Genomic DNA, 25,749 nt, shown 5'->3' with positions numbered 1-25,749 from the left:
ACGATTGGGCTTCAGACCCCAATTACAGTTTCGGGTTCCGTTTCAGAATATTGAGAACATAGTCCCCGTTCTCTTTTTCAACAGAGTACTCCAGAAAACCAATATCCTTTAACTGCTGAAGGGCTTTTTTTACCGTGGCGTTCTGGTTGCCAAGATGAGAGGTCAACTGGAGGCGCTCACGCAGCCGGTCAAAGCCTATTCTGTAAAATGTACTGGGGAGCTCAGCTAGGTAGAGATACAGTGCCTGGGCTGACTCTTTGCGTGACAGCTTCTGGAGTGACTTCAGGTACAGCCTGGTTTTGCCATCCACCCGGTACAGTGTATTCAGTTTTGAGTTAGGTTTGAGGATGATCTTGCCCGTGGAGCTGTCGTAATACGTGGACTCAACCAGGTGCATGTTTATGGTTATCTGATCGTCTGTACCGGGTACTTTTTTGATAAAACTGATGTTCGTTCGGGCAATACGGGTTAACGAGGCATCGAAGCGTTCCTTCAGCTGGCGATCTATGCGTTTGCTGTCGATACCACAATATTTAGCAAACTCCGGGAAGTTCAGCTCCAGCTGTCCATCCAGGTTCAGCTTCTTGTTGGACAACGCATATACAATGCCCACCCAGACTTTGAAGTCTGTATCCATATCAAGTCGGGGGCCGTAAATCTGGATCTGATTGTAACCCTCACCCTCTACAATGGATAACCGGGACAGTGATTCCGTGGCATCAATGCTGTGACTCTTCCTGCCTCCCTTTTCAGTGGATTTCAATGTTGGGACAAACACACCTAATCGCAGAAGAACCTTCGGCTGGATGGTCTGGCGAAGGGTCGGAAGCAGGTGGATAACCTCACCGCTTTCCTTGTGTTCTTCTTCAATAAATAATGCTAACTCATTATTATTAATAGACATATTAACCAGGCGAAGTTTGTGGACAGTAAAAGGATCCTACCCTGTACAATGGATCATATCCACCCGGTATAGTGGATATGTCACCCGGTACAATGGAGCGCAGACCCTCTACAATGGATTTTCAACCCGGTACAGTGTATCCGTTATCCCAGAAAGCACCGTGATTAAAGGGCTGAGAAGATCCTTATTCTTATTTAATCTGTTAATGATCCTGAATTGAACTTTATTATTGTTCTATTCAGTGGATAACTCCGATTGCACTGATATTCACTCAATATCGTGGACTGGTTTTTCCGTCAGGATGTTATCTCCCCATGCCACTACTGTGGCCAGTTGCTCAACCGAGACATGCCCCGCACAGGCAGCCAGAAAATCCAGCACCGGGGCTGCTGTTTCACGGAGCTGCGGACTGTAAATGCGTTAACGACCATCTGGATTCACCCGGTATATATGACCCGCTTCAGGCTCTTCATTGTTATTTGCACCGACAACGACGGGCATTACCCAAATCAGTTTCCTCAGCGTTCTGCCCGGTCCATAATAATGGTTTCTTAGACGTCAGGTGGCACTTTTCGGGGAAATGTGCGCGGAACCCCTATTTGTTTATTTTTCTAAATACATTCAAATGTGTATCCGCTCATGAGACAATAACCCTGATAAATGCTTCAATAATATTGAAAAAGGAAGAGTATGAGTATTCAACATTTCCGTGTCGCCCTTATTCCCTTTTTTGCGGCATTTTGCCTTCCTGTTTTTGCTCACCCAGAAACGCTGGTGAAAGTAAAAGATGCTGAAGATCAGCTGGGTGCACGAGTGGGTTACATCGAACTGGATCTCAACAGCGGTAAGATCCTTGAGAGTTTTCGCCCCGAAGAACGTTTTCCAATGATGAGCACTTTTAAAGTTCTGCTATGTGGTGCGGTATTATCCCGTGTTGACGCCGGGCAAGAGCAACTCGGTCGCCGCATACACTATTCTCAGAATGACTTGGTTGAGTACTCACCAGTCACAGAAAAGCATCTTACGGATGGCATGACAGTAAGAGAATTATGCAGTGCTGCCATAACCATGAGTGATAACACTGCGGCCAACTTACTTCTGACAACGATCGGAGGACCGAAGGAGCTAACCGCTTTTTTGCACAACATGGGGGATCATGTAACTCGCCTTGATCGTTGGGAACCGGAGCTGAATGAAGCCATACCAAACGACGAGCGTGACACCACGATGCCTGCAGCAATGGCAACAACGTTGCGCAAACTATTAACTGGCGAACTACTTACTCTAGCTTCCCGGCAACAATTAATAGACTGGATGGAGGCGGATAAAGTTGCAGGACCACTTCTGCGCTCGGCCCTTCCGGCTGGCTGGTTTATTGCTGATAAATCTGGAGCCGGTGAGCGTGGGTCTCGCGGTATCATTGCAGCACTGGGGCCAGATGGTAAGCCCTCCCGTATCGTAGTTATCTACACGACGGGGAGTCAGGCAACTATGGATGAACGAAATAGACAGATCGCTGAGATAGGTGCCTCACTGATTAAGCATTGGTAACTGTCAGACCAAGTTTACTCATATATACTTTAGATTGATTTAAAACTTCATTTTTAATTTAAAAGGATCTAGGTGAAGATCCTTTTTGATAATCTCATGACCAAAATCCCTTAACGTGAGTTTTCGTTCCACTGAGCGTCAGACCCCTTATCAGCTATCGGTAATGGCACATGAGCTGTCAGCACCCGGGTTACTGCCTGCGTATCGTTCTTCATTTATTTACTCCGGCTTATACTGATTTATTTATTTTTAATCATAGTTAATCACTATGAATCAATCAAGTGTAATGGTATATATCCCCGTCTGATAGTTCTGTTTAAGTATCCCTATACCGAACTAGTATTATCCGGTACCATATATAGTGATAGTACCAACCCTAACCAGACCGGTATCACTAAAGGACTCTAACAGTACCATGTCTACGTTTGTTCGCGCCTACCTGCGGGCTTCAACAAATGAGCAGGATGCACAACGTGCTCGCGATATGCTGGACCGCTTTGCTCATGAGCATAATGTCATCATCTGTAATTATTATGCTGAGAATGAATCAGGAGCGCGCCTGGAACGCCCCAAACTTTTTCGTTTGCTCAATGACAGCCGCCCAGGGGATGTATTGCTTATTGAGGACGTCGATCGCCTTTCCCGCTTAAAAGGAGATGAGTGGGAGAAACTGAAAGCGATCATTCGTCAGCGTGGCGTATGGGTTGTGGCCGTCAATGTTCCCACCACCTGGCAGCACCTTTCTCCCAGAGCCAATGAATTTGACAGCCGGATGTTTGCGGCCATCAATGATATGTTGCTCGACATGCTGGCCGCTATTGCACGGCGCGATTACGAGCAGCGACGGGAACGTCAGCAACAGGGGATAACCAAAGCAAAAGCGGCGGGTAAATACCGCGGGCGGCAGATCAATAAGCCACGTTACGATGCTATCAACCGGTTATTGTTGAGCGGTAGCTCCTGGACACAGGTACAGAAAACGATAGGTTGCAGCCGGAGCACGATCAGCAGTGCCATTAAACATGCAGCCAGCCAGAATGAGGCTAAAACCCTGGCACAAAACCCTGTCGACTCCCCCGCCCCACATTCCATGACGCTGTTTGTGTCGATTGAAAATGGCAGTAAATTTACCCGTGGGAAGAAAAAAACCAGAGAGCTAATCGACTGGTTCATAGAAGCTGAATTCGACGGTCAAATTTTAGGGGAGAATGAATACCGGATGCCTTTAATCGCTGAAAACGACGAACAGTTGAAAGAGCAGATAGATTATTTATTTAGTGAGATTAATAACATAGCTGATGACCGTAACTGTCTGGTCATTGACTGTCTGCTGACCAATGACCAAACTCGCCAGGGATGGGATGATTGTGCCGGTTGCTGGCAATATGAGCCAGTGTAACGCCCTGCACCCGGTGTTGAGGCTACTTTGTGCCCTGTCCATTTCCAAGTTCCCGTCTCAAAGCTGCTAATGCACGTTTGAGCGTTTCACCTAATGGCTCATCGATCATATCAGCAACGCGATATAATTCATCTTTGGTATCCTGCTCCCCCTTAATGTTGATTTGTACATTGCGTCCGGTTTTGAACCTCCGCTTAGAGCGGTCGGCTGGGGGCGTAGGCACCGTTGACACTCTACCAACAAAGCCATGTTTATTAGCCAATTCCTCAATTTCTGCGTTACTTTGCTTCGGCTTCTGCTCTGTGGCTACTTTAGGCTCAAAATTTTTCAAGCTATCTAGCGGATCTACGCGGCTCATAATGTGACCTTATCCTGTTGCTGGGTTGCTACCGGGGTAATTCTTGTTATGAGTTCACGTGTAAAGGCTTCAGCGTTTTCAATTGCTTTGTCGACATTTGAAACTTCATCTCTGGGAAGCGTTTCAAGTAGTTGACGGTATGAGAACATAGCTTTAAAAGCGGCCCGCTCGTTCAGCTCGGTTTCAAAAAAAGGGATGCCTCCAGCTTTGAAGCTTTCACGAATATGCTTTGTATCCCGACTTTGAATGGCTGCTGAAGTCCGTGTAAACAAAACAGCATATGGTAGCTTGTAATCAGGCTTATGTTTCTGAATACCACGCTCGTGTGCTCTTATCAGCCCGAAAGCCCTGCTAGCCTGCTCAGCGTCCAGTTGCGAGCCTTGTGTAGGGACAATGACGAAATCTGCTTCAGCAATAGCATACGCGACTATGGTCGCTGCTGTTCCCTCCAAATCGACGATTACGAAAGGCGTTTTTGCAGCAGCTTCTGCTATCGTCTCGCCGATGGTTTTATCCGTAACATCCGAGATGATTGTCATGTTTTGAGGGACGTCACCTCCTTCTGACCAGGTTTTAATTGGGTGATTTGGGTCGGCATCAATAGCGGTAACGGGTACACGCAGTGCGATTTGCATAGCTAAAGCTAAGGCAGAAGTTGTCTTACCTGCTCCTCCCTTTGGTGATACGAATACAATGACCGGCATACATATATCCTCTACAGGTTAGTCCCACTAGGCACCATAGATGTATTCATAGATGAATTCCTTTATGGTGCCTAAATGAATTCTATAAGGATATCCTAAAGAATGCAAAAAAGAATGCAAAAAAGGAACTAATAAAGAATTCATTATGAATCCCAAATGGGATTCCTTAAAGAATCCTATGAAGATTCTAAATTGAATTCCATAAGGAATTCTTTGTGGGTGTGTAGTGGCATTCCTTAAGGAATCCTTTAAGGAATTCTTTTGTGCGGAGGTAGTAACAGGAATGCTTTTTTACTTCAAATTGAGGCAACAGGAATATCACTCCATCGAGTGGTATATGCAGGTGACAACATTTCCCGTTTCATTTGCCATTGTGGCTGAATGCCTCGGCCAGCAAACCAGATATTACCCATCCCGGACTGATTAATACCATCAATCAATCTCATCAACATATCGCTCTTTGGCCTGGGCTGTATTTCATCAAACAGGTTTAATTGTGATACGCCTGACGGCGTGAAATCATCCAGCAGGATGCCCGCTTTCATATATCTATGGCCAGGCAGCCAAATCCTGTCCAGCAAACGCATAGCAAGCGCTATAATATCGCGCGTATCCTGAGTGGCCAGCGTCAGTTTTTCGCCAGCAACGTTACCGTAGTGTATCTCGCCGGGTGTGAACGGCGAAGTGCGGATAAATACGCTGACGTGCCGACAGTACTGCCGTTCAGCACGGAGTTTCTCTGCTGCGCGCTCAGCATAGTGACAGATGGCTTCTCTCATCTCATTGTATTCAGTCACTCGCTGGCCAAAACTGCGGGAACAGACAATCTGCTGCTTTGCGGGTGGCATTTCGTCGAGTGGAATACAGGCCTCGCCGTTAAGTTCACGGACAGTTTGTTCGAGAACGACGCTGAAATTCTTTCTGATAAATGCAGGATGAGTATGAGCCAGCTCCAGTGCAGTTTTAATGCCCAGTACGTTAAGACGTTTTGCAATCCGACGACCCACGCCCCATATTTCCTCCACTGGCTGCAGTGAAAGTAGTTTTTCTGTTCGGCGGGGATTATCAGGCGTAAGTGCGAGCACGCCGCCAAACTGCGGCCATTCCTTTGAGGCCCACTGAGCACTTTTGGCCAGCGTTTTAGAGGGACCACATCCTACACCAATCGTCAGTCCGGTATTCTGCAGAATATGTGCCCTCAGCTGTCGCCCGAAATCTTCGAAATGGATACAGTTATTGATCCCCGTCAGATCAAGAAACATCTCATCAATAGAGTATTGCTCAACACGTGGCGCCATTTCTTCTAACCCCGACATGAGTCGTTGGCTCATGCTGTGATATAACGCGTAATTGCTGGAAAACGCGTATATTTTTTCAGGGAAACTGGCGTGCCTAATCTGAAACCATGGTTGGCCCATCGCTACATATTTTTTTGCTGCAGCGTTACGTGCGATTACACAGCCATCGTTGTTACTGAGAACCACCACTGGTTTTCTGCGCAGTCGTGGCTGAAAAAGCGTTTCGCATGAGACATAGAAACTGTTTGCATCAGCAAGCGCAAACATGGGCATTAATCATCTCCGGGCTCGGGTGCTGTGAACAAAATGCATAACCACACCAAACAACTGAAGCTCATCGGGATACATAACCGGAAAAGCTGAGTTCATCGGGACAAGGGCAGGGCGGGGCAACAGCTGTAAACGTTTGACGGTAAATTCCCCATCAATCTCAGCAATGACAACATCTCCATGCACAGCTTTCTCACTGCGATCAACAATCATGATGTCACCGTCCATCAGTCCCAGTTCCTGCATGCTGTTACCGCTTGCACGTACAAAAAATGTCGCCGCAGGATGCTGGATACACAGCGCATTAAGGTCAAGCTCCTGCTCTACAAAATCCTGGGCTGGGCTGGGAAATCCGGCAGCGCAGCTGTCTGAAAAGAACGGAATACTCAGAGTTGGTGCCTGAATATCAGGACGAAAAAATGACAGCTCAGGTTGGCTGTTTGTGTTTTTCATAAAAGCTCCCGGGTGACCAGCCATACAAAAGAGTACGATATAATTATAGCTGTATATATATACAGTATCAGGGATGTCAAAATACCGGCAAGCGGCTTTTTAGTGCGGATGGGCAGGTGATTGATGTGGCGTGAAATTTTATGGCAGCTCGTCCGGCTTTTCTGTCAGCACAGAGGGGGCTGAGTTAATATAGTGGTGCGATGAGACCAGACAATTGCATCGCATTCTGCGCGGCGGGTTTCATAATTCAGATAAAAGGAGCATTAAATGAAAAGTTACCGGCGTTTTCCACTGGCGGAGTATGCGTTTCCCGTTGCGATGGCTATTTTTCTGTTCATGGCAATGTCACTGTATGCAAATTACGTTAAGAAAGATGAGCTTACGGTGACATTTCTTACGTTGCTGGCACTGGCCATTTCGTTTGTCTGGAGGCTGTCAGGCTGGGGTACGCCGGGAAATGCTTTCCACCGGATGATGCGGGCTTTGGGAGATATCGCTGCTGTCGCACTTGCTCTGGCGGCGATTGATTATGTGAAAGAGTATCCAAGTACGCTGTTTAAATTTATTGCGCATGAGCTGCCTGCCGTACTTTGTGGGCTGTACGGATTTGTTTTTTTTAGTGAGGAATAAATTCCCGTCAGTGATGTCGCTTTGCTCCATTTTAACCCGGTGTCCGGCGTCGCCGGCACCTTATCAATTCTCTGTTCACCGTCAGGCCTGTGCCGTGCCCACACGTTAGCCGTGCCCGCTTGCTGTCAAGGGTCACTCGTCCCCCGTTCCCCCCGTTCGCGGCGCATTCAGCCCGCTCACGGCGCGCTGCGGCCTCCTCCTTCACCAGTGACCGTTACGCTGTCCGCACGTCTCTTTTGTGGTCACGGCACAGGCCGTTTCAGCTAACGGAGATAATGATGAACGATCAGACCTTACCAGCCTGCCAGTGGCTGGCCATTTATATCATTCATAGCAATGACGGAGAGGCATTTCTTCAGCCAGTCATGCTGGCGGCGATCAACGAACATCTGGCCGAGCGGGCTGCGATCCTCATGGGGCGGTACCGCTGGCCTGACTATGGGGAAACGTATAACGACTGGTACTGGTCATTTGAGCGGGCCGGATTGGAGTTGTCACAGCTCCGTGCGCTGGACGATACGGCGGCCGCCGTCATCGCTGAGCTTGCTTTTACAGACTGCTGGAAAATTTCGGAAAGTGAAGATGGCCAGCTGGTGATTACTGAACAGGGTAGTGACCATATCTGGCAGCCTGCCAGTTAAAACGGAGCGGCGGGGAAACCCGCCGGTAATGGAATAAAAAGCCGCAGGGCAGGGGGCGCCGTACTGCAGCAGATAGAGCTGGTATAAGGATGTCGCTGCGCTCCTCATTATACCGCCGCCCGCCAGGTGGCCGGACGACGTGACGGTAAGGGTGCCGTGGCCTCACGGTAGCCGGGCGGCTTCGCAAACAAGGGAAGCTGCGCCGACATCCTCACCCGTTCCCCGCCGTGCGCGGACATTCAGTCCGCTCCTGCGGCGCTGCGGCTTCCGGTGTCGCCCCTGTTTGCTCTGCTGTTCGCCCGTCTTTGTGGTGTCCACGGCACCGACAACCGGTGCCTCCCGCAAATGAGGAGCTGCTTATGTCACGTTTCATTCTGGGTGATTCCGTTCAGATTATGTCCGGCTTTCCGACCGGTGCCATTGATTTTATTCTTACCGATCCGCCGTATCTGGTTGGATTCCGCGACCGTTCCGGGCGCACCATTGCCGGCGATAAATCCGACGAATGGCTACAGCCTGCCTGCAACGAGATGTACCGCGTGTTGAAAAAAGATGCGCTGATGGTCAGCTTTTACGGCTGGAACCGCGTTGACCGGTTTGCGGAAGCCTGGAAAGCCGCCGGCTTCCGGATCGTCGGGCACGTCGTTTTTGCCAAAACCTACGCCTCAAAAGCTACCTTCCTGGGCTACACACATGAATGCGCGTATCTGCTGGCCAAAGGGCGCCCGCAGACGCCGCTCAAACCGCTGCCGGATGTACTTCCCTGGAAATACACCGGAAACCGGCATCACCCGACCGAAAAGCCGGTCAGCAGCTTGCAGCCGCTGATCGAATCATTCACGGCGCCCGGCGCGATCGTACTTGACCCTTTTGCCGGCTCCGGTTCTACGTGTGTTGCCGCCGCACAAGCCGGGCGCCGCTACATCGGTATTGAAATGATGGCTCAGTACCACGCTGCCGGTACTCAGCGACTGGCAGCGTTGCGCCGTGCGATGCAGCGCCCAGCAGCCAACGGTGAAATTTTTCCCGAAGCTGCGTAACAAACTACTCATTCGGCCGGCAACGCCGGCCAGGAATCTGATAATGGAGACAGAACATGACTTATATAAAAAACACTCCCGCTGATACGCATCTGGCCGATGACATTAACGATATTGAGGAGTCGCTTTATGAACTGCATCTGCGTATGCGCGATATGATCCAGCGCCATCTCTGGAATGGTGAGACGAACGGGCAGCGCATGGCCGGCTTGCTGATAGAGTCCCTCGATGGCGATCTTATAGCACTTTACCAGCGCGGCGCACAGATCCGCCATCACCTGCGGTAACCTGTAGGGTGGTCATAAAACGGCCACCCCGTTTCGCTCCGCCCGCAGTGCGACCCGTCGCCGTCTGTCCACAGACTTACGGGACAGATATGCCCCCCGGCTGTGGATAAAGCGATAGGGAAGCACGCCACTTCGGTCAGGGCGCTAAAAACCCTCCGCCTGCGGCGGTCAGAACGGCCGCTGCGCCTACGGCGCGGCTGCCGGTTCTGTCATGCTTCTTCACACCTGTCCCTGCAGAATGGGTGAGATAAATGCTGCAGTTGTCCGTTTTTTTTATGTGTGTGCTGCTGACAGTCATACGTCGCAGATGCCTTTTATTACTATTTCGAATGGTGGTTCTGACATTCCGGGCGTCGCCCTTCGGGCCACTCTGTCATGCTGCGCACAGAGCCGGCAAGCCGTCTCTGCCCTGGCCCGTTCCGGGCCGACGGGTTTCCATCGCTGACGCAACCCTGCAACCGGCGTTCGCCGGTGCCTTAACTGGCCAGCGCTGCGCGCCGGCCGCTGATGACGCCCCGGCATACCGCCGTGTCGGGTGTGTTCCTGCCCGCTGCCGGTCCGGTGAGCATATTCCGTTCGCCCCGTCGCGCCGGGCTTTTCGTAGCACCGTCCTCCGTCTGCCCGGAAGGGTACGCTTCGCCGTTCCTCGCCCGTTCGCACTCGCTGTGCTCGTTTGCGCTGCGGCCTGCGGTGACGCCCTTCGTTCATCCGTCATCCGTCGCTACTCGCCCTTTGCCGCGACGGGATCGACCGAAACATAACTACACAGTAACAGGAGAAATGCCATGAACACACAAAACGTCAACGTCAAAACCGCCACGCCAGAATCTCCCAAAACATGGGCTGAAAACCAGAGCAGTACAGCGCTGACAGGGAATATTTCCAGTGATGATTTTTTTGCACCGTCAACAGCAGGGCTGCTCGACAACCTGCTTGCTCAGTACAAATTTATGCGCGCTCGTCTGTATTCCATTTCAAACGTTATCTCTGACATCGAAAGTCAGAAGGGAATCAGCTACTTTCTCCGGGGTAATTATAACAGCAGCCGGGGCTATCACGTTCCGCCAGTTTGCAAGCTGTTTGATATCTCCGGCGCGCTGGCCGCTCTTAACGCAGAATACTGGCAAAGTGCATTGGATCTTACAGATGTTTATGAATACATGCCAAACGACCGGCGTACTGAATGGAATAAACAAATAACTGAAATGGACACACCTGATTTTGAGGATGACACGGTGTGGGCTAATCTTTCAGAGCTGCTGTTTTCAAAGGAAAAATTTTTTTCTGAACGCGTGGGCGGTATATTCCGCAGTCTCTCAGGAGAACATATAACTAACAGACCGGAAGGGTTCAGCAAACGCATGATTATTAACCGTGTTTATGATGAATATGGTTATGTCAGTTATGAGCGCAGCGGCTATATCGATGACCTGCGCAAAGTGATCGCTAAATTTATGGGACGTGACCCGGAAGGTTCGCGTAACACCGATAAACTTTTAAAAGTTGCACGCGAACGGTCCGGCACATGGCTTACTGTTGACGGAGGCGCACTGCGGCTTAAAGCCTTTCTGAAAGGTACGCTTCATCTTGAAATCCATCAGGATATGGCATGGCGTCTTAACGATATTCTCGCTTTCCTCTACCCCGCTGCTATTCCAGCGCAACACCGGCAGAAACCCGCGACAAAAATAAAGTGTCTGATTTGCTGACAGAACTTCTTCCATTTTCGGTTCTCGCAGAATTAAGTGATCTCGTTACTGAGCGTCATGAGCCGTACCGTTCCAGCCGCTGGAATGAAGAACGTGAACCGGTCACAACAAATCCCCTGAATCGTCGTTTCAAAAACATCATGGATTTTGATATCAGCGTACGTAATAAAAGCGAAGAGGTACTGATAAGCCTGGGCGGCGTCAAAATGAAGAAAAACGCATTTACCTGGTTTGAATTCGATTATGACCCTGAAACTACCATTCAGGATATTTTACTATGCGGTGCCGTGCCTGATGTTAAAACGCATCAGTTTTATCCTACCAGGATAGAACTGGCTACGAAGCTGCTTGATGATGTTGCGATTTGTGATGGCGAGAAATGTCTTGAGCCGAGCGCAGGGACGGGCGGACTGGCTGACATGATGCCGAAGGAACAGACGACCTGTATCGAAGTATCGCCTCTGCGTTGCCGGATACTGGAAGCGAAAGGGCATCAGGTCATTAACGATGATTTTCTCAGCTGGGCAGCTCAGACAAGTGAGCGTTTTGATGTAGTTGTCATGAATCCGCCATTCAGCGAAGGGCGGGCCGTTTCGCATGTCAGATCAGCAGCGGAGCTGGTGAAGGCTGGCGGGCGGCTGGGTGCAATTCTGCCGGCCGGTTCAGAGCGTAAAGACCTGCTGCCCGGGTGGGTATGTAACTGGTCAGATGTTCAAAAAGGCATGTTTGCCGGGGCAAACGTGTCAGTTATTCGCCTGATTGCATATAAGCCAGAATGAAGGCTTTATGGTGCTTAGGTAAAAGTACCTATTTTTTAATGATTTAACGTACCGGGAAAAAAGTAAAAACTTGCCACAGTCCCATTGTGGGACTATAGTGGAAGTGAGTCCCGTAATGGGACTTTTTTCCAGGATATAAGGATACCGGTGGTGCGTGTTATTTCTGTTGCGACTCTTCGTAACTTTTGGGAAAATCGGCTGTACAGAGACGCGGAGCAGCCTCTTAAAGCCTGGCTGGACGAAGTCCGGCAGGCTGACTGGAAAGAACCGGCAGATATTAAATCCCTGTACGGCAGTGCAAGTATCCTGAAAAATCGACGCGTGGTGTTTAACATCAAAGGCAACGACTACAGGTTAGTGGTGGCTGTTGCATACAATACTGGCGCGATATTCGTTAAATTTGTAGGAACGCACAAGCAGTATGACAATATCGACGTTAATACTGTTGAACCGGAGTAACTATGAATATTAAACCGATTCATACCGAAAAAGATTATAAAGCGGCGCTGAAAGCTGTTGCGCCAGTATTTGAGCGTGACCCTGATCCTGGTTCTGATGAAGGCGACTGGCTGGAAATTATGGTGACTCTCATAGAGAACTATGAGAGCAAACATTATCCGATTGAAGCCCCAACGCCGGTTGAAGCTATTAAATTCAGAATGGAGCAGGGCGGTCTTAAACCGACCGATTTAAAAGCCGTGTTTGGTACGTCAAGCAGGTTTTACGAAGTTATCAGCGGTAAACGTAATCTGACGTTGGCAATGATTAGCAAGCTGCATCACAATTTTGGAATTCCTGCGGAATCACTGTTGGCCAAACCTCAGAGCAGATAGCCGGGCGCTGACGCGATAGACATTGAAAGAGACTGACCCCCTTCCCACGAATGATGATATATGGCACCTGTGCTACAGGCAGGCATCAACTTTACGGGACTGTTTAGGTTTCTGTATTGCACCCTTAATTTGAGGCTGCTCTGCGCCAATTCTCACAGGCGGGTACTTCAGAACCCAGCCTGTGGTGTGCCCTCATCGCAGCATTCTCCTGATCATCTCAAGGACTTTCGACTTGCTGGTCCGGGGGTGTGCCATTAGCGGCAATAATCCCCTAACTGAAAGGGCAATTGTGGCCAGCTCGATGGCCCGCTTTACCTCGGGCGTGTTTTCATAGTCTTTGTAAGAACGCAGGCAAACGCCCAGCTCCTCAGCTGCCCTGTCACGGCTCCAGCCAAGGCTTTTTCGCCATAATCTGAGTTCGAATCCGGTCATTTTATACATAAATAAGTGCAGAAATTGCACTTATTATGACTCAATATTTATTCGAATTTCGAGGTATAAAAGCGCCACAATCAAAGAAATTAAAACCCGTCTGGGCCACCAGGCTACGCGGAGCCTGTCTCCGTCCCGCTGGGATAGCAAGCGATGCCTGAAGGGCTGCGCTTGCAGCTGCCGTACCGGCAGCGCCGCTTTAACTGGTCGCCGGTGGCGGCCGCTAAGGAAAGCCGGTAAACCGGCTTCTCTGGCGCCCACTTTGACCCCATTGTCAGCGGTGTTCACTTTTGCTGTGACTGACACTGCCCTGTTCCGGTCCCAAAACAAGGGGCCGGATAAATCCTGATGCCTGCACCCGTTCGCACTCCCTCCCGCTGGTCAGTCGCTTGCGCTGCGGCTTTGTCATCCCCCTTGTTTTCGTCCCCGATGGAACAGGGCGGTCATGTGTCACAGCAACGTGCTCCCCGCCTTCCGGAAACGGAAAAAGGGGACACCAGAAAGAAGCCGAAGGGCACAACAGATGAGGAAATTCGCAATGACTGCAATGGCGTTCTGGAGCAAATCAAGTTCATTTAACGGCTGGCGTAAAGCGCACTTTGTGGATGGTGCCTGGCGTACCACCGCCTGTGCACCGTCGAGGACCCTGGAGGAGCTGAACGCCAATGGCGATCGCTGGGAACTGGTGACGGTGGAGGAGGCGAAAGCTCGTTTTGCGGCGGCCAATTACCTGCCAGTTACTGAAATCAGCGAAGAAAGATTCACCGACATGCTGGAAGTTCTGCCGCCGCTGGACTGGCAGGGTACTCCGGAGAGCCAGACGTTCAAGCTGAGCGAAATGTACAGCGGCAACATCACTGACATTTTTGCCCAATACGGCACGCGCTATTTCCAGATGCGTAACGAAGTGACGCTCACGCATGAGGAAATCATCGGGAAGATCAGGGCGTTTATCGACGCCGAAGGAATTGCCGCATAAGCGGCAATAAAAAAGCAGAGCGGGCGCTCTGCTTAATCATCCCGGCCTGTTAGAGCAGGCCGGATACTTCAAGTATCAGATGGAGTTACATCATGAAATACCACTTTATCCTTGCATGTCAGGACTATTTTGTAAAGCAGCGTGAAAGCGCGGAGGTAAGAAAGCACCGTCGCGTACAGCGTGACACCGTAGCAGAAGAAACCATAGCGCCACGCGTGAAGGCGTTGGGGCGTCATATCGCGCGCTGTCAGCGCAAACGCAAGCCAGTACACATTCCGGCACTGAACGTGGCGGAGTTGGGGCAGTTGCTGCGCTCACTGGAGATTAAGCGGGCGTATGCCTGATACCTGTGCCGCCCTTCGGGGTGGCATTTTCTGCCCCGTCCGGGAGTCACCGGCATTGAGCCGCTGACTCCCGGAAACGAACGCCTGCTGCGACGGAGTACGCAATGAAAAAATATACAAAACATGCCCCTTATGGTGTTACCGCGATTCAGCTTGATAATGGTGATGAGGCTATTTATCTCAATGGCGAATGCATTGCCTGCGCGGATTTTACGGAAAAAGACGATCCTGTTTGTGAAACGGGTGAGCGTCTGGCAGAAACGCTCGGGATTCCGTTCCGCTTGCTGACGCTGCCTGTACCTGACAGTGAAGAATGGACCTGGAATGATGTGGTTACGGCGCTTGGCTGGGGACAAACTCAGGAGCTGGGAAGAATGGTACTGCGCCCGGTGCTGGAGTGCAGCACGGCACATATAATGCGCACTGACTGTAATTTGCTGGATGACCTGTCACATCGTGACCTTTTTAATGAATGGATACATGACACGGGCGTCGGGTTTCTTATCCGACTGGAAGCGGTACGTTTTCCGTTACTTCGGCTTAAGCGGGCAGGTCTGTCAGATTTTGCCCGCAAACTCATTCTTCAGTGCATAAGGCAGGCGAATATCAGCATGATCCATTTTTCTGCCGTTGCTGACGAACTGCCCAGTGCCCGTCGGTTCGAGTGGTGAGAAACGGCCCCGGCATGCGGGGCTGTATTTATCCCGTTGACCGGAACGGCTGCCAGTGCTTGCAGCAGGCTTTCGCCTGCGCCGCCCAAACCGGGGCTGCCGGGCATCCCCTCAATGGAAACGGGCTGCGCCCGCCGCTTATTTCTGGCGTATCCCTTTACGTTTCCAGTTTCATCACGGTTTGCCTTTGCCGTGAAAGACACTGGCCAGGCCCGTGCGTCCTGCAAGGGTCGGCTAAAGCCTGATGCCTGCACCCGTTCGCACTCCTTCCCGCTGGTCAGTCGCTTGCGCTGCGGCTTTGTCATCCCCCTTGCAGTGCGCACTTATGGTCCAGTCCGGTCATTTCATCACGGCAACGGCCTCCCGCGATGGTGAATCACCATCAAAAGGACTACGCCAGAAGAAAGTCACTTTACAGACCCTGAGGAGAATCACCATGGCCCGTTTATCATCTGTTTTCCGCTCTGCTAACGTCATCCGTAAAGAACGCGCGCTGACCAACGATGAACTCATGCGCGTCGTTCCAAGCGTCTTCTCTGAGGAAAAGCATGAATCCCGCAGTGAGCGCTACACCTACATCCCGACCATTACTCTGCTGGATAATCTGCGCAAAGAAGGTTTTCAGCCGTTCTTTGCCTGCCAGACCCGCACGCGCGATGAAGGTAAGCGTGAGCATACCAAGCACATGCTCCGTCTGCGCCGTGAAGGTGAAATCGCAGGCGAAGAGGTGCCGGAAATTATTCTCCTCAACAGTCACGACGGCAGCAGCAGCTACCAGATGATCCCCGGCATGTTTCGGTTCGTCTGTATGAACGGCATGGTGTGTGGCCAGACCTTCGGCGAAATTCGTGTACCGCACAAAGGCGATGTTGTCGGACAGGTGATCGAGGGTGCGTATGAAGTTCTGGATATTTTCGATGGTGTAAAGGAATCACGCGGAGAGATGAAAGAACTGGCCCTCAGTAAAGACGAACAACGTATTTTTGCGGAGATCGCTTTGAACTGGAAATACGATGCCAAAGGTGAAGGGAAGCATGTTCCTCTGACTCCTGACGACGTTCTGCAAATCCGTCGTGAGGCTGACAAGCCAAACGACCTATGGACAACTTACCAGCGCGTACAGGAGAACATGACCAAGGGAGGGGTATGGGGTAAAAATGCGAAAGGTAAACATCAACGCATACGCCCTGTGAATGGCATTGATGGCGATGTGAAACTAAACCGCGCGCTCTGGGAGATGGCCGAAAAAATGAAAGCGCTGAAATCCTGAAGCGAGAAGGCAGGGGGAAACCTCTGCCACACTTCGTACCCTGGTCATTTTTCGCCGGTATTGACCGGCTCTAAATGATTCCCCCGCCCGCCGAAAGAAAATCGCCACTGACGTGACGCTTTTCTTTCACCCGTCCGCCCCCATGGGCTCCCCTGAATAGCCAGGTTTGCTGAAATTACGGAGCTACCTTATCTGACGTCGTGGCGGTAACTTTTTTAGTTCTGGTAGCCCGTGGTGCTGATTTTTTTCCGGAATTTAAAATTTCGCGAATAGCCTTGATGCTTGTCGGAATACCGGCGGAGTCCAGCGCGCTTCGAATATCTTCAACGCTATAACCCTTGCTGTTCGCTAACTCAATTATTTTGTCTTTTAGTTGCTCAAGAACATCTGTTTTTGTGAGTCGTGTTGGTGTCAAATCCGGAAGATCATCCAGTGACGATTTTGCCAGTTCCACATCTTCAGTGCTGTACCACTTCTTCTCCGCCATGCGTCAATTTCCTTTCATTTTGTGGTAAAAGTCAGCGCAAGAGTATATCCCCGCATGAAACATAGTGCCAGCCCCCGTACTTTCTGGTGTAAGCCAGTGACGGCGAAGCCAGAATCACCTATACTTCCGGGCATAAATCGAAATTTGTTGTAAAACGTGGGACAGGGTATGTTTTGTAGCACCGCCTGCACGCAGACGGTCCAACAAAACACCCTGGTCAGGACTCCGTCCCGACACCCTAATACCATGCCAGCCTTGCCGGCCGAGCAGGATTGAAGATGAGTAAGAGTGAAAGACGCCAGAGAACGGCGCTTCTGGGCAGTGTGCGGTGTTACCCGGAGGAGAAGGAGCAGATACAGGCCAGCGCGAAAGCTGCAGGTATCTCAACAGGTGAATTTCTCCGGCGTTCAGCCCTTGGTCGTCGCATCGTGGCCAAAGGCGATACCAAACAGATGAATGAGATTCTGAAGCTGGGTGGCCTGCAAAAGCATCTGTACAGCGAGATGCAAAAGCAGGGGATGATGACCGCAGAACTGAGTAAACAGTTTGCTGATACGCTGGCGGCACTTCAGAAAACGTTAATGAAATTTCGGGCAGAGAGCCTGAACAATACTGAGGATTGACATGCTCGCAGTCGTGGCCGAAAGGCGTCGTGATGGTAAGTCCAGCTTTGTGCAGCTCGTTTCCTACACCATCCTGCGCGATGATGTTGAGATGAGCGAAACGCTGTCGCCAGAACGACCCTTTGTTCGCAAGTCACGGTCAGAAGATAAAATATTCAATGACCTGGTTGGGTACGCGACACGCAACGCGCTGCCAGATTCACAGGATGTTATCGCAACGTTCCCGGACGGACGCCAGCAGGTGCGTTGCGATAAAGTCATCTGTGAGACCAACTGCTTTTCCCTTGCTACCGCCTCCACCGAAATGGACATGGTGGCCGTGCAAAACACCCGCTGCAATGACCCGGTCTACCATGCCATTCTGTCATGGCCAGAATCTGAAAGGCCTTCGCCAGACCAGATTTTTGACTCAGCCAGGCACTGCCTTAAGCGTCTGGGCATGGAGGGACATCAGTATGTGTTCGCCATCCATGACGACACCGATAATCTGCACTGCCACCTGACCGTTAACCGTATCAATCCGGTCAGCTACAAAGCTGCTTCACTGTATAACGATCGCTTCACGCTCGACCGCAGCTGTCGTGAGCTGGAGCTCAGGAACGGCTGGAAGCACGACAACGGTCCTTACATGGTGAATGATTCAGGCGCGATTGTTCGTCGCCCAAAATTCTACAAATCTGCCCCTGCAGCTGCGCGCCAGCTGGAGCATTTTGGTGACAAGGAAAGTCTGTTTTCATACGCGGTAGATAACTGCCGGGAGAAGATAGATGCGTTGTTCCTGGGCGGGAGCTATGACTGGGACGGGGTGCATGACATTCTGATTGCGGCCGGGCTTGAGCTGCGCCAGAAAGGCGAGGGACTTGCGATTTACGACGTCGCCGATGATGAGCAGGCGCCGGTTAAAGCCAGCGATCTGCATCCGGAACTGACGCTTAGCTGTCAGCAGGAACTTATTGGTGGTTTTACCCGTGCGTCCGTTGTTCGTGAGGTGAACCGGGAAGGAAGAGACGTTCTGCTGAGTGCCGTGGATATCGAATCCCAGTACGACAATCGTCTTCACCGTCGTGATAAAGGGGCCAGAGCTGAACGTCGTAACTCCCGCGCGGAGGCTCGCCAGGATCTGATTGCGCGCTACAAAGCATACAAAACCAGTTTTGTCCGGCCCGGGATTTCAGCTGATGCTGCCCGGACACGTTTCCGCGAACTGGCGGCCGGCTATCGTATTCGCAAGAATAATGTTCGCATGACAGAACGCGATCCTCTTCTTCGTAAGCTGATGTTCCGTGCGCTGGAAGTTGAGAAGATGAAGGATATGGCTGCACTGCGTTTGCAGATCAGAGATGAGAGGAAGGCGCTCAAAGAGATGCCGGGTTCCCGTCCATTGTCGTATCGCGCTTGGGTTGAAGTGCAGGCAACGGGTAATGACGCAGCGGCTATCTCTCAGCTGCGCGGCTGGGCTTACCGCGAGAAGCGTAAGAACCGTACTGCGGCCATCTCTGACAATATTATTCTCCACTCAGTTGCGGATGATATTCGTCCGTCGCAGATTCGTGGTTACGATACGAATGTAAACCGAGATGGTGCGGTGGTGTATTCATCTGGTGGTAAGCCGGTGCTGCTTGATCGTGGTTTGTATCTCGAGGTTGCCGATGCGCCGGCTGAGAAGGGTAAAAATCTGGCGATGGCGTTGCACATCACCGGAGAGAAAAGCGGCGAAACGGTGGAAGTCAGGGGAGATAAAACATTTGTGCAGGGTACCATGCAGTACATTCCGCACTTCAATGCGTCATCCGGTAAAATCGTACCTCTGACTCACCCAGTACAGCGCAGCATGGCCGGTTATGATGCGCCGAAGGAGCAACAAAGTTCGCCTGCCCAGTCAATGAACACCCCAGCGCGACATACGGCACCCAAGCCACGCTGATAATTTATTTCTGCAGAAAAAAGGCAACTGAACAGACATGGATGAACATTTTAAACCTGCCGACCTGTCATATCTGACTTCAGCCATGGTCAGGGCGGCAAGAGATTTTGTGGACCTTAAATTTCAGATTGATACGAAAGCCAGAAAGTCACCTGAAAGCATTCCTGAGGGGATCTGTGAGTCAATGAATGGTGACGAATTTTTTGACTGCATAATCCCCTTTCGCCCAAAAGAAGGGGAAGTGAGTGAATCCGAGTTTCTTTACGTGCCTGTACCCCACACGTTTGGTTGCAGCTGGCGTTGGTGGCCGGATCAGAAATATTTTACCGGAGAAGATGAAAGAAAAATTCGCAGTCATATTTTTTCTTATCATGGGATAGGCAATACCAGTTATATCTTTCTGCCTTCACTGGGTTTGTTCTTGCCTACTGAAGGAAGAAACCGTGTTAACTTTTGTCGGTACCATAATATTGAATACGTACCTGCAAAGGTATATACCGATACTTATCCCGCAGCAGACAGAATTAAACTTTACATCCTCGAAAAAAACGGGCTGAGGGACGTCTGGGGAGTTCTTGATAACAGATATGTGCAAAGAGTTAAGCATCATGCTTTTGCATTACCGTTACTCAGTGCTTATGGCGTGGATGTTTTACACAAGTGGCCAGGAAATCTTCCTTGGACGGATACGTTGTTATTTTTTGAGAACAACTGCTATGAAGAAAATCTCTTCAAAAACAAGACGATTGATGCGGAAGCTTTGCGTGGAACGGCCAGGCTTCGTATATGGTTTGGGATGCTGGACGGGCATGCCGATAAAATTAAGTTTTTGCGGAGGACGATGTTGTACCTGGTTGTTCTGGTACGGCATATATTTAAATGAGTTTGTAGGGACAAAGGAGCTAACAGTGTGTAATCCGGCCTGAGCCAGGGAGATGGACTAAATATCGTGATGCTAAAACACAAAAACCGCCGATATTCAGGCGGTTTTTGTGTGCTGGTCAGGTTAGCGGCCTTTCCAGCAGGGCTTTGGTTACTAACGTAACACAAGCGCGTAACAGTGCTCATATATTGGGCGACTATACAAAAAGTGTCAAGAGGCACTATACAAAATTTGTCGTGTCTGGATATGGGATGTGTACAATATCACCGGGCCTTTCCGCCGCCTTAGCAAGCGGGCACTGGACCAGGGAAAGGGTATCCAACGGCCGTAAACGCAAGCGCGTAACAGTGCTTGTTTTCACGGTGGCATCTCCAGTGGTGTAAGCGTGAAGCGGTCTGAGCAAGGACCGCGCAATGAAACGGTACTTTTGTATTGTGCTCATTGTTTCTGGTGCATTGTTGTCTCACGGGGAAGGGGGCTGGAATATCTCCAATAACTCAATATCTGTGACCATCAACGCAACAGGCAAGTAAGCCAGGTAGCCGTCCTTCGGGACGGCTTTCCTCAATATTAATACGATGATTGCCAGTTTGTTCCCATTTCCCAGCGGGACTGCCAGTGAGTAAGATAGGTCTGCGCCAGCTCAGGCACGTCATGAATAACCAGTACGTTCTCGCTATTCCTGGATGATCCGGCCCTGCTATAATTATAGCTTCCTGACTCAACTGTATGATTATCAACAATTAAAATTTTATCGTGCTGGATAGGGAATCGTCCGTTTGTCCTCAGCGGTATACCTGTATTAACCATCAGATTCATTGCCGCCATGCTGGCCCTGTTGCGATTGCCTTTCTCGTCGATAACGATTTTTATATCGACGCCCCGCCGATGCGCGGCGATAAGCGCCTTCATCACGTCAGGATCGGTGAAGGAATAGGCCATCATCCGGATACTTTGCTGGGCTGAGTCAATCGTATTCAAGACGAGCTGCTGGGCGCTACCTTCTGGCGAGAAGCCTGCCTCAATGGACGTTGCCGAGACAGCAGGAAGAATGCCGGATAAGGGAAAGCATATTAGGCAGGCTAAAGCCAACCGACGAAATGAACGATAATTCATTGAATACCTCAGTGGTTTGAAGTCTTGAAGATTATTGGATTTCTCACCCGTATGGGGCAGCTTTACATTGTTGGTGACAGGTAACGAATAGAGGTCAGAGCCAGCCGGAAGTGTGCCGCTGTATTGCCCTCAGTGCCAAAAAAAGAGGATTGGGTGCCGACCGATGAAAACAAAAAAGGTCACTGCTATAACGATAAATATGACGGGTGACAATACAGTGAGCAGGGGCGTACAGTGGAGCAGGAACGAAAGTTTTGACAGGCGTGGATGCTTCTGCGACCACTCAATCTGACGCTGAATGGATCCGCGGCTTGCTTTTCTGCGGGTCTGTCTTTCCTCAGCAGTCTGAAACATGAATGCCTGTCCCGTGTCATAGCGATAGGCTTCTTCAAGCCTGTCCAGAATGCTCAGCAACAGACTAGACTGATGAAGTGTGGCACGCCTGAATGAACGACTGTTCCTCAGGCGGTAAAAGAATTGCAACTCTCCGCAATGCAGATCCCTGAAGTACTCCGCCATTAAGTCTCCATCCTCCCGGATGTATGCCATATCCCGCAGGATATCGTCTCTGAAACGACGGGGGCAGACTTCAAGCACGTCCAGCATTATTCGGCGATATTCTCTCGCCTTATCAATATGATAAAGTTTCATATCTAAACCTCTCGTGGGACAGATGACTCAGCTGCCGCTTCCTCAGCGACGAGTAATATGTTCAGGGCAGGGCATACCAGGGACGTTGTGCCCTTAACCACCACCCGGAACCCGGTAGTGATTCTTACCTCAGATGCGATCGATGACAGAGGAAGAAGCAAAATCGTCAGTAAAAGCGTCAGGCGCGAAGCTCTGGTGCCAGTCATCATAGGTTCTGTTCTCTGTGTAGTGGGTTTGTTCGGGGTATGGAGGTGCCGGCGGGAAGAAATTTTCCGTTGGTGATGGTTGTGCCGGTGGCGTGCTGTATCCGGCATTGTTCTGGTGTGCCTCTTCAATACGCTTCTTCGATATGCGTATATTTTCACGGTCCTTCAGCCAGCGGTATTTGCCCTTGTTCTTCTCAAGGGCGTTAACGGCTGCTTCAAACAGCAGAATACCGCGTTCATCGTCGCTGTAGTCCACATCGGTACGGCTATCCAGATCGCTGGCCAGTTTTGTGATAGCCAGAAGTGTCTGGTCCTCGATACGGGCTTGAAGGTGGCCGTGATACTCTTCCGGACTAGTTGAGTGGCAGATGTCAAGAATCTGGCTGACCCGCTCCTGGGATACCGGACGCCGGCGTTCGGCTGCCGGTACTTCACGACAAAGGTCATTGAAATCCGGGCGACGGATGGGGACGTAACGGTTGATCTTGACGTCCAGTTTCGAAATTTTCTCACTATCCGGGATATAGATAGAGTTGCTGCGGACCTGCTGGTCTTCAAAGACGATGATTCCCTCACCTTCTTTCAGTGACTTGAGCTCATCCAGCTGGATGTTGTCCTTATCGCGGAACTCCACGCGGTCAACATCCTGATAGCTCCCCATACTGGTCCGTTCCATAGTGCGCTGCTCAGCGTACTGTCCCGTACCACCGACCGCGCGGATCATCTTGAGGGTGTCTTCCGTATCCTCCGTTTTCATGAACTGCTTGGTACCGAGGTTGGCGTTCACGGAATGCACTTCTTTCCCATGTTTCAGCATGGCCTGCAGGTCCTGGCCAAGGATAACCAGCATGTAACGCAGGCTTCGCATCTGGGCGGCCAGTTTCTCCAGACCTGGTGCGAAGTAGTAGCCCACCTCGTCACACAGGAGCATGAAAGGAAACCTGCTGGCGAACTTCTTCACGGTCAACGTGTGTTCCGGCGAGCCCTCAATCTTGTTACCCAGGTCTTTGGCGATGTTCATCCTGATGTCAGATATATAGAGTTTGCCCAACGTGGCCGCTTCGTTATCGGAAAGCTCAAGGGCAGGTATGAGCACAACCAGCGTGCGATCGTTGTGCAGGATGTCCTGCATATCGATGTCCCCGCCGTTTTTGGGAAAGACATGGCCATAGGTATCGTTGAACATGCTGAGCATGCGGGTGAACTGCTGGATGAGGTACCCGTGCTGGTCCAGTGCGCCCTGGGACCATTCTCCCGGACGGTTAATCAGGTTCATATCAAAGCCGGCGAGGTTGGCCAGATAGTTTTCCATCGGCTTGTAGCCTTCCACGTGCCAGCCTTGTTCCAGCGCTTCACGGTACAGACCCACAAACTTAGCTAACGGGAGATAGGACTGAATGACGTCCTGTGTCAGCAGAATGTTGTCCCTGGCCCGCTTGTAGCACAGGGCGTAAATCAGCGCGTTCATCATGGCGCGCGCTTTGTCTTTCCACCCTTCATCGCTTCCGTTGCCAGCTGGCTGTAATGATTCCATCAGCTGAGTGATGAATGTCGGACTCCCATAAGCGAAAGGATTGGTGCCGTTCGACTGTGGTCGGGACTTGTCACCGAGTAATATCTTTTTGAACTTGTCATCGCTACCGGTAATGAAGTTCAGGACGTGCCAGTCGTCTTCCTGACCGAAACGTCTGGCCATCGACCAGGTGGCGACGGCGAGGTCTATCTGTGCCTTACCGTCAGAGATACAGCAGCCGCGCGCCCAGCACAGAGAGTTGAGGTACATGCTGTAGAGCGTTTCCGTTTTCCCACCGCCTGTGGTGGCCATAATTTGCATATGGCGCAGGGCGTCAGAAGTTTGCAACCACAGTTCTCTGCCTCTGTTTTGCTTGCGTGCTGTTCCCAGGCACAGCGTTCCCTCTGATTTTCCCCGAACAATTTTGGGGAGGTTCAGGTTGAGTAGTGGAATATTCCAGCTGAGCTCGCGCTCTGTCGAAAGGTCCAGTCCTCCAACATCCATCGGTATTCGCAACGGTAAGCGAAAGCGCTGGTCGCTAAATGCAACCAGCAGGATGATGCTGAGCGGCAGGGATAACAACAATGTGGCTGGCCATAAGGCACCGACCAGCAGAGAAAACACCAGTAGTAGTTGTACGGTAGCTGGCGCCAGGAGTATGCGCTCAACCTGTTGGCCATGGACCAGCCGGCTTATTCGCCAGCTGTCCACAGGGCCGTGACGTCCTTTTAAATCCATTAAGGCCTCCTTACTGGCGGATATCGAGGAATGATTTCAGCGCGGTATCACTGGACATGGCCTGCAGCGGGATCATGCGGCCGTCATCGCTGATGACCGTCGGTGTCCCCGGCATGCGATACAGCTCAAATGCCAGGTCATTGCGCGCCAGGGCCAGCTTGCCGGCATCACAGGCGGCCGGTGCAATACTCGCTTTTTCTTTCTTTGCCAGATTGAGCATGCCGGCGCCGGTGTCGTTAAGGGCCTTCCACATCTGCGCGCGCTTCTCAGGTGTGGCGCAGAGCAGGGGCACCACCTCGTCTGCCGTGCGGGTTTTGCCAATCAGCGTCACCGGAAAAATCTCCACGTTGTAGTCTTCTGCCAGAGCCTGGACAGTCGGTTCAAAGATGCGGCAGTTTGGGCATTCCGGATCAAGGAAAATGTAAAGTGAGCGTTCATGGCCAGAGGACAGTCGAACAGTGAACTCCTGCTTTGCTGCACCATTTTTTAGTCTTTCTGCGAGCAACGCCCTGGCCTCAGCTGCCGCTTCCGGAGAGAGGGATGGGGTACCCTGAACTTGGGCGGTTTGCGTTTGCGGGACCACTTGCGGCGTCGTCACTGCGGTTACTTTAGTTGGCGCAGGCTGAATTTGTGACACCACTGGAACTGGAGTGGCCACCGGTGCCTTTATCGGACCACTGAACTGCGGCGCCAGCCAGGCAGCTGCAAGGGCAAGGCACAGAGCACCCGATGCGAACCATTTCCACTTGGACGTAGTATGAGAGGGCGCTGGATGGGCCTGGTTCGTGACCATGGCCATACGTGTGAGTACGTCGGCCGTGGTATTCATAATCAGGCTGGCGAGCTCAGGATCTTCCGTTGAATAAAGACGGGCGAACCCATTATTGCTTTGGCGCATCCAGATAACATAGTTTCCGGCGTCCTGCTCCATGGTGAGCTGATAACGCTCAGCGGTCGGCTTGTTTAGGCAGAAAATGCTACGATCGTTTAAACGGACTTGCAGGTGCTGGTTGTGAATTTCGGTGCTGATATTGAAAATGGTTTGCTCTGACATGG

General features: G+C 51.1%; 28 protein-coding genes and 1 pseudogene. 18 read left to right on the top strand and 11 right to left on the bottom strand.

The genetic code is table 11. The features are described from left to right. Positions 1 to 22: 22 nt before the first annotated feature. Complete coding sequence (locus BL249_RS03645; RefSeq protein WP_099704502.1) at positions 23 to 904, bottom strand: RepB family plasmid replication initiator protein; 882 nt, start codon at positions 902 to 904, stop codon at positions 23 to 25. Positions 905 to 1,594: 690 nt separating this feature from the next. Here BL249_RS03645 and BL249_RS03640 point away from each other — a divergent pair. Then, positions 1,595 to 2,455 carry a broad-spectrum class A beta-lactamase TEM-1 gene (locus BL249_RS03640; protein ID WP_000027057.1) on the top strand — a complete coding sequence of 287 codons (861 nt, stop codon included), beginning with the start codon at positions 1,595 to 1,597 and terminating at the stop codon, positions 2,453 to 2,455. A gap of 415 nt (positions 2,456 to 2,870) precedes the next feature. Continuing rightward, positions 2,871 to 3,503, top strand: a pseudogene (locus tag BL249_RS19415) (recombinase family protein); the annotation flags it as partial. A gap of 373 nt (positions 3,504 to 3,876) precedes the next feature. Here BL249_RS19415 and BL249_RS03630 read toward each other — a convergent pair. The 4 genes from BL249_RS03630 to umuD all read right to left on the bottom strand — a co-directional run bounded on the left by BL249_RS03630 (position 3,877) and on the right by umuD (position 6,937). After that, positions 3,877 to 4,212, bottom strand: coding sequence for a stability/partitioning determinant (locus BL249_RS03630; protein WP_099704504.1), 336 nt, complete (start codon positions 4,210 to 4,212; stop codon positions 3,877 to 3,879). Beyond that, positions 4,209 to 4,916 carry a ParA family protein gene (locus tag BL249_RS03625; RefSeq protein WP_099704505.1) on the bottom strand — a complete coding sequence of 236 codons (708 nt, stop codon included), beginning with the start codon at positions 4,914 to 4,916 and terminating at the stop codon, positions 4,209 to 4,211. Before BL249_RS03625 ends, BL249_RS03630 begins: the two co-directional genes overlap by 4 nt. A gap of 296 nt (positions 4,917 to 5,212) precedes the next feature. After that, positions 5,213 to 6,481: a translesion error-prone DNA polymerase V subunit UmuC gene (gene umuC / locus BL249_RS03620; protein ID WP_099704556.1), complete on the bottom strand. Its 1,269-nt coding sequence runs from the start codon at positions 6,479 to 6,481 to the stop codon at positions 5,213 to 5,215. A 9-nt stretch (positions 6,482 to 6,490) separates the two neighbouring features. Then, positions 6,491 to 6,937 (bottom strand): translesion error-prone DNA polymerase V autoproteolytic subunit, encoded by a 447-nt coding sequence (gene umuD, locus BL249_RS03615; RefSeq protein ID WP_099704506.1) that lies wholly within the window; start codon positions 6,935 to 6,937, stop codon positions 6,491 to 6,493. Between the two features lie 267 nt (positions 6,938 to 7,204). On the opposite strand from umuD, the gene BL249_RS03610 reads away from it, so the two are divergent. After that, on the top strand, positions 7,205 to 7,567 hold the full coding sequence (locus BL249_RS03610; protein ID WP_099704507.1) for a hypothetical protein: 363 nt from the start codon (positions 7,205 to 7,207) through the stop codon (positions 7,565 to 7,567). 275 nt (positions 7,568 to 7,842) lie between these two features. Beyond that, positions 7,843 to 8,208 (top strand): hypothetical protein, encoded by a 366-nt coding sequence (locus BL249_RS03605; protein WP_143354775.1) that lies wholly within the window; start codon positions 7,843 to 7,845, stop codon positions 8,206 to 8,208. 107 nt (positions 8,209 to 8,315) lie between these two features. Here BL249_RS03605 and BL249_RS19350 read toward each other — a convergent pair whose 3' ends face one another. Continuing rightward, positions 8,316 to 8,447, bottom strand: a complete 132-nt coding sequence (locus tag BL249_RS19350) for a hypothetical protein (RefSeq protein WP_256385405.1) — start codon at positions 8,445 to 8,447, stop codon at positions 8,316 to 8,318. Positions 8,448 to 8,567: 120 nt separating this feature from the next. Between BL249_RS19350 and BL249_RS03600 the strand changes: the two genes are divergently transcribed. The 10 genes from BL249_RS03600 to BL249_RS03550 all read left to right on the top strand — a co-directional run bounded on the left by BL249_RS03600 (position 8,568) and on the right by BL249_RS03550 (position 16,552). Next, positions 8,568 to 9,248, top strand: coding sequence for a DNA methylase (locus tag BL249_RS03600; protein ID WP_099704509.1), 681 nt, complete (start codon positions 8,568 to 8,570; stop codon positions 9,246 to 9,248). Positions 9,249 to 9,304: 56 nt separating this feature from the next. Then, positions 9,305 to 9,535 (top strand): hypothetical protein, encoded by a 231-nt coding sequence (locus BL249_RS03595; RefSeq protein ID WP_099704510.1) that lies wholly within the window; start codon positions 9,305 to 9,307, stop codon positions 9,533 to 9,535. Positions 9,536 to 10,320: 785 nt separating this feature from the next. Next, positions 10,321 to 11,244, top strand: coding sequence for a DUF4942 domain-containing protein (locus tag BL249_RS03590; protein WP_099704511.1), 924 nt, complete (start codon positions 10,321 to 10,323; stop codon positions 11,242 to 11,244). Then, entirely contained in the window at positions 11,238 to 12,023 is a 786-nt protein-coding gene (locus BL249_RS03585; RefSeq protein ID WP_099704512.1) for a methyltransferase, read from the top strand. The genes BL249_RS03590 and BL249_RS03585 overlap by 7 nt, the downstream gene beginning before the upstream one ends. A gap of 150 nt (positions 12,024 to 12,173) precedes the next feature. Then, a complete protein-coding gene (locus BL249_RS03580) occupies positions 12,174 to 12,482 on the top strand; it encodes a type II toxin-antitoxin system HigB family toxin (protein WP_099704513.1) in 309 nt (102 codons plus the stop codon). Between the two features lie 2 nt (positions 12,483 to 12,484). Continuing rightward, the gene (locus BL249_RS03575; protein WP_099704514.1) at positions 12,485 to 12,856 is read left to right on the top strand and encodes a helix-turn-helix domain-containing protein; all 372 of its coding nucleotides are present in this window, start codon (positions 12,485 to 12,487) and stop codon (positions 12,854 to 12,856) included. 970 nt (positions 12,857 to 13,826) lie between these two features. Beyond that, the gene (locus BL249_RS03565) at positions 13,827 to 14,267 is read left to right on the top strand and encodes a DUF1419 domain-containing protein (protein ID WP_099704515.1); all 441 of its coding nucleotides are present in this window, start codon (positions 13,827 to 13,829) and stop codon (positions 14,265 to 14,267) included. Between the two features lie 92 nt (positions 14,268 to 14,359). Then, complete coding sequence (locus BL249_RS03560; protein WP_099704516.1) at positions 14,360 to 14,611, top strand: hypothetical protein; 252 nt, start codon at positions 14,360 to 14,362, stop codon at positions 14,609 to 14,611. Positions 14,612 to 14,715: 104 nt separating this feature from the next. After that, the gene (locus BL249_RS19110) at positions 14,716 to 15,282 is read left to right on the top strand and encodes a DUF5983 family protein (RefSeq protein WP_199073425.1); all 567 of its coding nucleotides are present in this window, start codon (positions 14,716 to 14,718) and stop codon (positions 15,280 to 15,282) included. A gap of 436 nt (positions 15,283 to 15,718) precedes the next feature. Next, the gene (locus BL249_RS03550; protein WP_099704517.1) at positions 15,719 to 16,552 is read left to right on the top strand and encodes a DUF932 domain-containing protein; all 834 of its coding nucleotides are present in this window, start codon (positions 15,719 to 15,721) and stop codon (positions 16,550 to 16,552) included. Between the two features lie 175 nt (positions 16,553 to 16,727). On the opposite strand, the gene BL249_RS03545 is transcribed toward BL249_RS03550, so the two are convergent. Continuing rightward, complete coding sequence (locus BL249_RS03545; protein WP_099704518.1) at positions 16,728 to 17,039, bottom strand: molybdopterin-guanine dinucleotide biosynthesis protein MobC; 312 nt, start codon at positions 17,037 to 17,039, stop codon at positions 16,728 to 16,730. Positions 17,040 to 17,317: 278 nt separating this feature from the next. On the opposite strand from BL249_RS03545, the gene mobA reads away from it, so the two are divergent. The 4 genes from mobA (at position 17,318) to timP (ending at position 21,002) form a co-directional block, all read left to right on the top strand. Further along, the gene (gene mobA / locus BL249_RS03540) at positions 17,318 to 17,662 is read left to right on the top strand and encodes a plasmid mobilization protein MobA (protein ID WP_048796679.1); all 345 of its coding nucleotides are present in this window, start codon (positions 17,318 to 17,320) and stop codon (positions 17,660 to 17,662) included. A gap of 1 nt (position 17,663) precedes the next feature. Beyond that, complete coding sequence (gene traI, locus BL249_RS03535) at positions 17,664 to 19,586, top strand: TraI/MobA(P) family conjugative relaxase (protein WP_099704519.1); 1,923 nt, start codon at positions 17,664 to 17,666, stop codon at positions 19,584 to 19,586. Between the two features lie 37 nt (positions 19,587 to 19,623). Continuing rightward, on the top strand, positions 19,624 to 20,469 hold the full coding sequence (locus tag BL249_RS03530; RefSeq protein WP_099704520.1) for a hypothetical protein: 846 nt from the start codon (positions 19,624 to 19,626) through the stop codon (positions 20,467 to 20,469). A gap of 413 nt (positions 20,470 to 20,882) precedes the next feature. Beyond that, positions 20,883 to 21,002, top strand: coding sequence for a small toxic inner membrane protein TimP (timP, locus tag BL249_RS19460; protein WP_446717680.1), 120 nt, complete (start codon positions 20,883 to 20,885; stop codon positions 21,000 to 21,002). A gap of 37 nt (positions 21,003 to 21,039) precedes the next feature. On the opposite strand, the gene BL249_RS03525 is transcribed toward timP, so the two are convergent. The 4 genes from BL249_RS03525 to BL249_RS03510 form a co-directional block, all read right to left on the bottom strand. Next, on the bottom strand, positions 21,040 to 21,585 hold the full coding sequence (locus BL249_RS03525) for a phospholipase D family nuclease (protein ID WP_099704521.1): 546 nt from the start codon (positions 21,583 to 21,585) through the stop codon (positions 21,040 to 21,042). A 129-nt stretch (positions 21,586 to 21,714) separates the two neighbouring features. Further along, positions 21,715 to 22,236 (bottom strand): hypothetical protein, encoded by a 522-nt coding sequence (locus BL249_RS03520; protein WP_099704522.1) that lies wholly within the window; start codon positions 22,234 to 22,236, stop codon positions 21,715 to 21,717. A 129-nt stretch (positions 22,237 to 22,365) separates the two neighbouring features. Then, a complete protein-coding gene (gene trbC / locus BL249_RS03515) occupies positions 22,366 to 24,693 on the bottom strand; it encodes an F-type conjugative transfer protein TrbC (protein ID WP_241898830.1) in 2,328 nt (775 codons plus the stop codon). Positions 24,694 to 24,703: 10 nt separating this feature from the next. Beyond that, on the bottom strand, positions 24,704 to 25,747 hold the full coding sequence (locus BL249_RS03510) for a thioredoxin fold domain-containing protein (RefSeq protein ID WP_099704523.1): 1,044 nt from the start codon (positions 25,745 to 25,747) through the stop codon (positions 24,704 to 24,706). Positions 25,748 to 25,749 lie beyond the last annotated feature (2 nt).

It is taken from the genome of Erwinia sp. OLFS4, from assembly GCF_002752165.1.
In the GTDB taxonomy this organism is placed as follows: domain Bacteria; phylum Pseudomonadota; class Gammaproteobacteria; order Enterobacterales; family Enterobacteriaceae; genus Izhakiella.
This window is presented reverse-complemented; position numbering and strand designations above follow the sequence as displayed.

Bases quoted from the DNA above. Each gene is read 5' to 3' on its own strand.
- BL249_RS03510 (WP_099704523.1), bottom strand. From the start codon at position 25,747: ATGTCAGAGCAAACCATTTTCAATATCAGCACCGAAATTCACAACCAG.
- umuC (WP_099704556.1), bottom strand. From the start codon at position 6,481: ATGTTTGCGCTTGCTGATGCAAACAGTTTCTATGTCTCATGCGAAACG.
- BL249_RS03630 (WP_099704504.1), bottom strand. From the start codon at position 4,212: ATGAGCCGCGTAGATCCGCTAGATAGCTTGAAAAATTTTGAGCCTAAA.
- trbC (WP_241898830.1), bottom strand. From the start codon at position 24,693: ATGGATTTAAAAGGACGTCACGGCCCTGTGGACAGCTGGCGAATAAGC.
- BL249_RS03640 (WP_000027057.1), top strand. From the start codon at position 1,595: ATGAGTATTCAACATTTCCGTGTCGCCCTTATTCCCTTTTTTGCGGCA.
- BL249_RS03530 (WP_099704520.1), top strand. From the start codon at position 19,624: ATGGATGAACATTTTAAACCTGCCGACCTGTCATATCTGACTTCAGCC.
- BL249_RS03545 (WP_099704518.1), bottom strand. From the start codon at position 17,039: ATGGCGGAGAAGAAGTGGTACAGCACTGAAGATGTGGAACTGGCAAAA.
- BL249_RS03525 (WP_099704521.1), bottom strand. From the start codon at position 21,585: ATGAATTATCGTTCATTTCGTCGGTTGGCTTTAGCCTGCCTAATATGC.
- BL249_RS03625 (WP_099704505.1), bottom strand. From the start codon at position 4,916: ATGCCGGTCATTGTATTCGTATCACCAAAGGGAGGAGCAGGTAAGACA.
- mobA (WP_048796679.1), top strand. From the start codon at position 17,318: ATGAGTAAGAGTGAAAGACGCCAGAGAACGGCGCTTCTGGGCAGTGTG.
- umuD (WP_099704506.1), bottom strand. From the start codon at position 6,937: ATGAAAAACACAAACAGCCAACCTGAGCTGTCATTTTTTCGTCCTGAT.
- BL249_RS03520 (WP_099704522.1), bottom strand. From the start codon at position 22,236: ATGAAACTTTATCATATTGATAAGGCGAGAGAATATCGCCGAATAATG.
- BL249_RS19110 (WP_199073425.1), top strand. From the start codon at position 14,716: ATGAAAAAATATACAAAACATGCCCCTTATGGTGTTACCGCGATTCAG.
- BL249_RS03600 (WP_099704509.1), top strand. From the start codon at position 8,568: ATGTCACGTTTCATTCTGGGTGATTCCGTTCAGATTATGTCCGGCTTT.
- BL249_RS03645 (WP_099704502.1), bottom strand. From the start codon at position 904: ATGTCTATTAATAATAATGAGTTAGCATTATTTATTGAAGAAGAACAC.
- BL249_RS03590 (WP_099704511.1), top strand. From the start codon at position 10,321: ATGAACACACAAAACGTCAACGTCAAAACCGCCACGCCAGAATCTCCC.
- BL249_RS03560 (WP_099704516.1), top strand. From the start codon at position 14,360: ATGAAATACCACTTTATCCTTGCATGTCAGGACTATTTTGTAAAGCAG.
- BL249_RS03575 (WP_099704514.1), top strand. From the start codon at position 12,485: ATGAATATTAAACCGATTCATACCGAAAAAGATTATAAAGCGGCGCTG.
- BL249_RS03605 (WP_143354775.1), top strand. From the start codon at position 7,843: ATGATGAACGATCAGACCTTACCAGCCTGCCAGTGGCTGGCCATTTAT.
- timP (WP_446717680.1), top strand. From the start codon at position 20,883: ATGAAACGGTACTTTTGTATTGTGCTCATTGTTTCTGGTGCATTGTTG.
- traI (WP_099704519.1), top strand. From the start codon at position 17,664: ATGCTCGCAGTCGTGGCCGAAAGGCGTCGTGATGGTAAGTCCAGCTTT.
- BL249_RS19350 (WP_256385405.1), bottom strand. From the start codon at position 8,447: ATGTCCGCGCACGGCGGGGAACGGGTGAGGATGTCGGCGCAGCTTCCC.
- BL249_RS03610 (WP_099704507.1), top strand. From the start codon at position 7,205: ATGAAAAGTTACCGGCGTTTTCCACTGGCGGAGTATGCGTTTCCCGTT.
- BL249_RS03565 (WP_099704515.1), top strand. From the start codon at position 13,827: ATGACTGCAATGGCGTTCTGGAGCAAATCAAGTTCATTTAACGGCTGG.
- BL249_RS03595 (WP_099704510.1), top strand. From the start codon at position 9,305: ATGACTTATATAAAAAACACTCCCGCTGATACGCATCTGGCCGATGAC.
- BL249_RS03550 (WP_099704517.1), top strand. From the start codon at position 15,719: ATGGCCCGTTTATCATCTGTTTTCCGCTCTGCTAACGTCATCCGTAAA.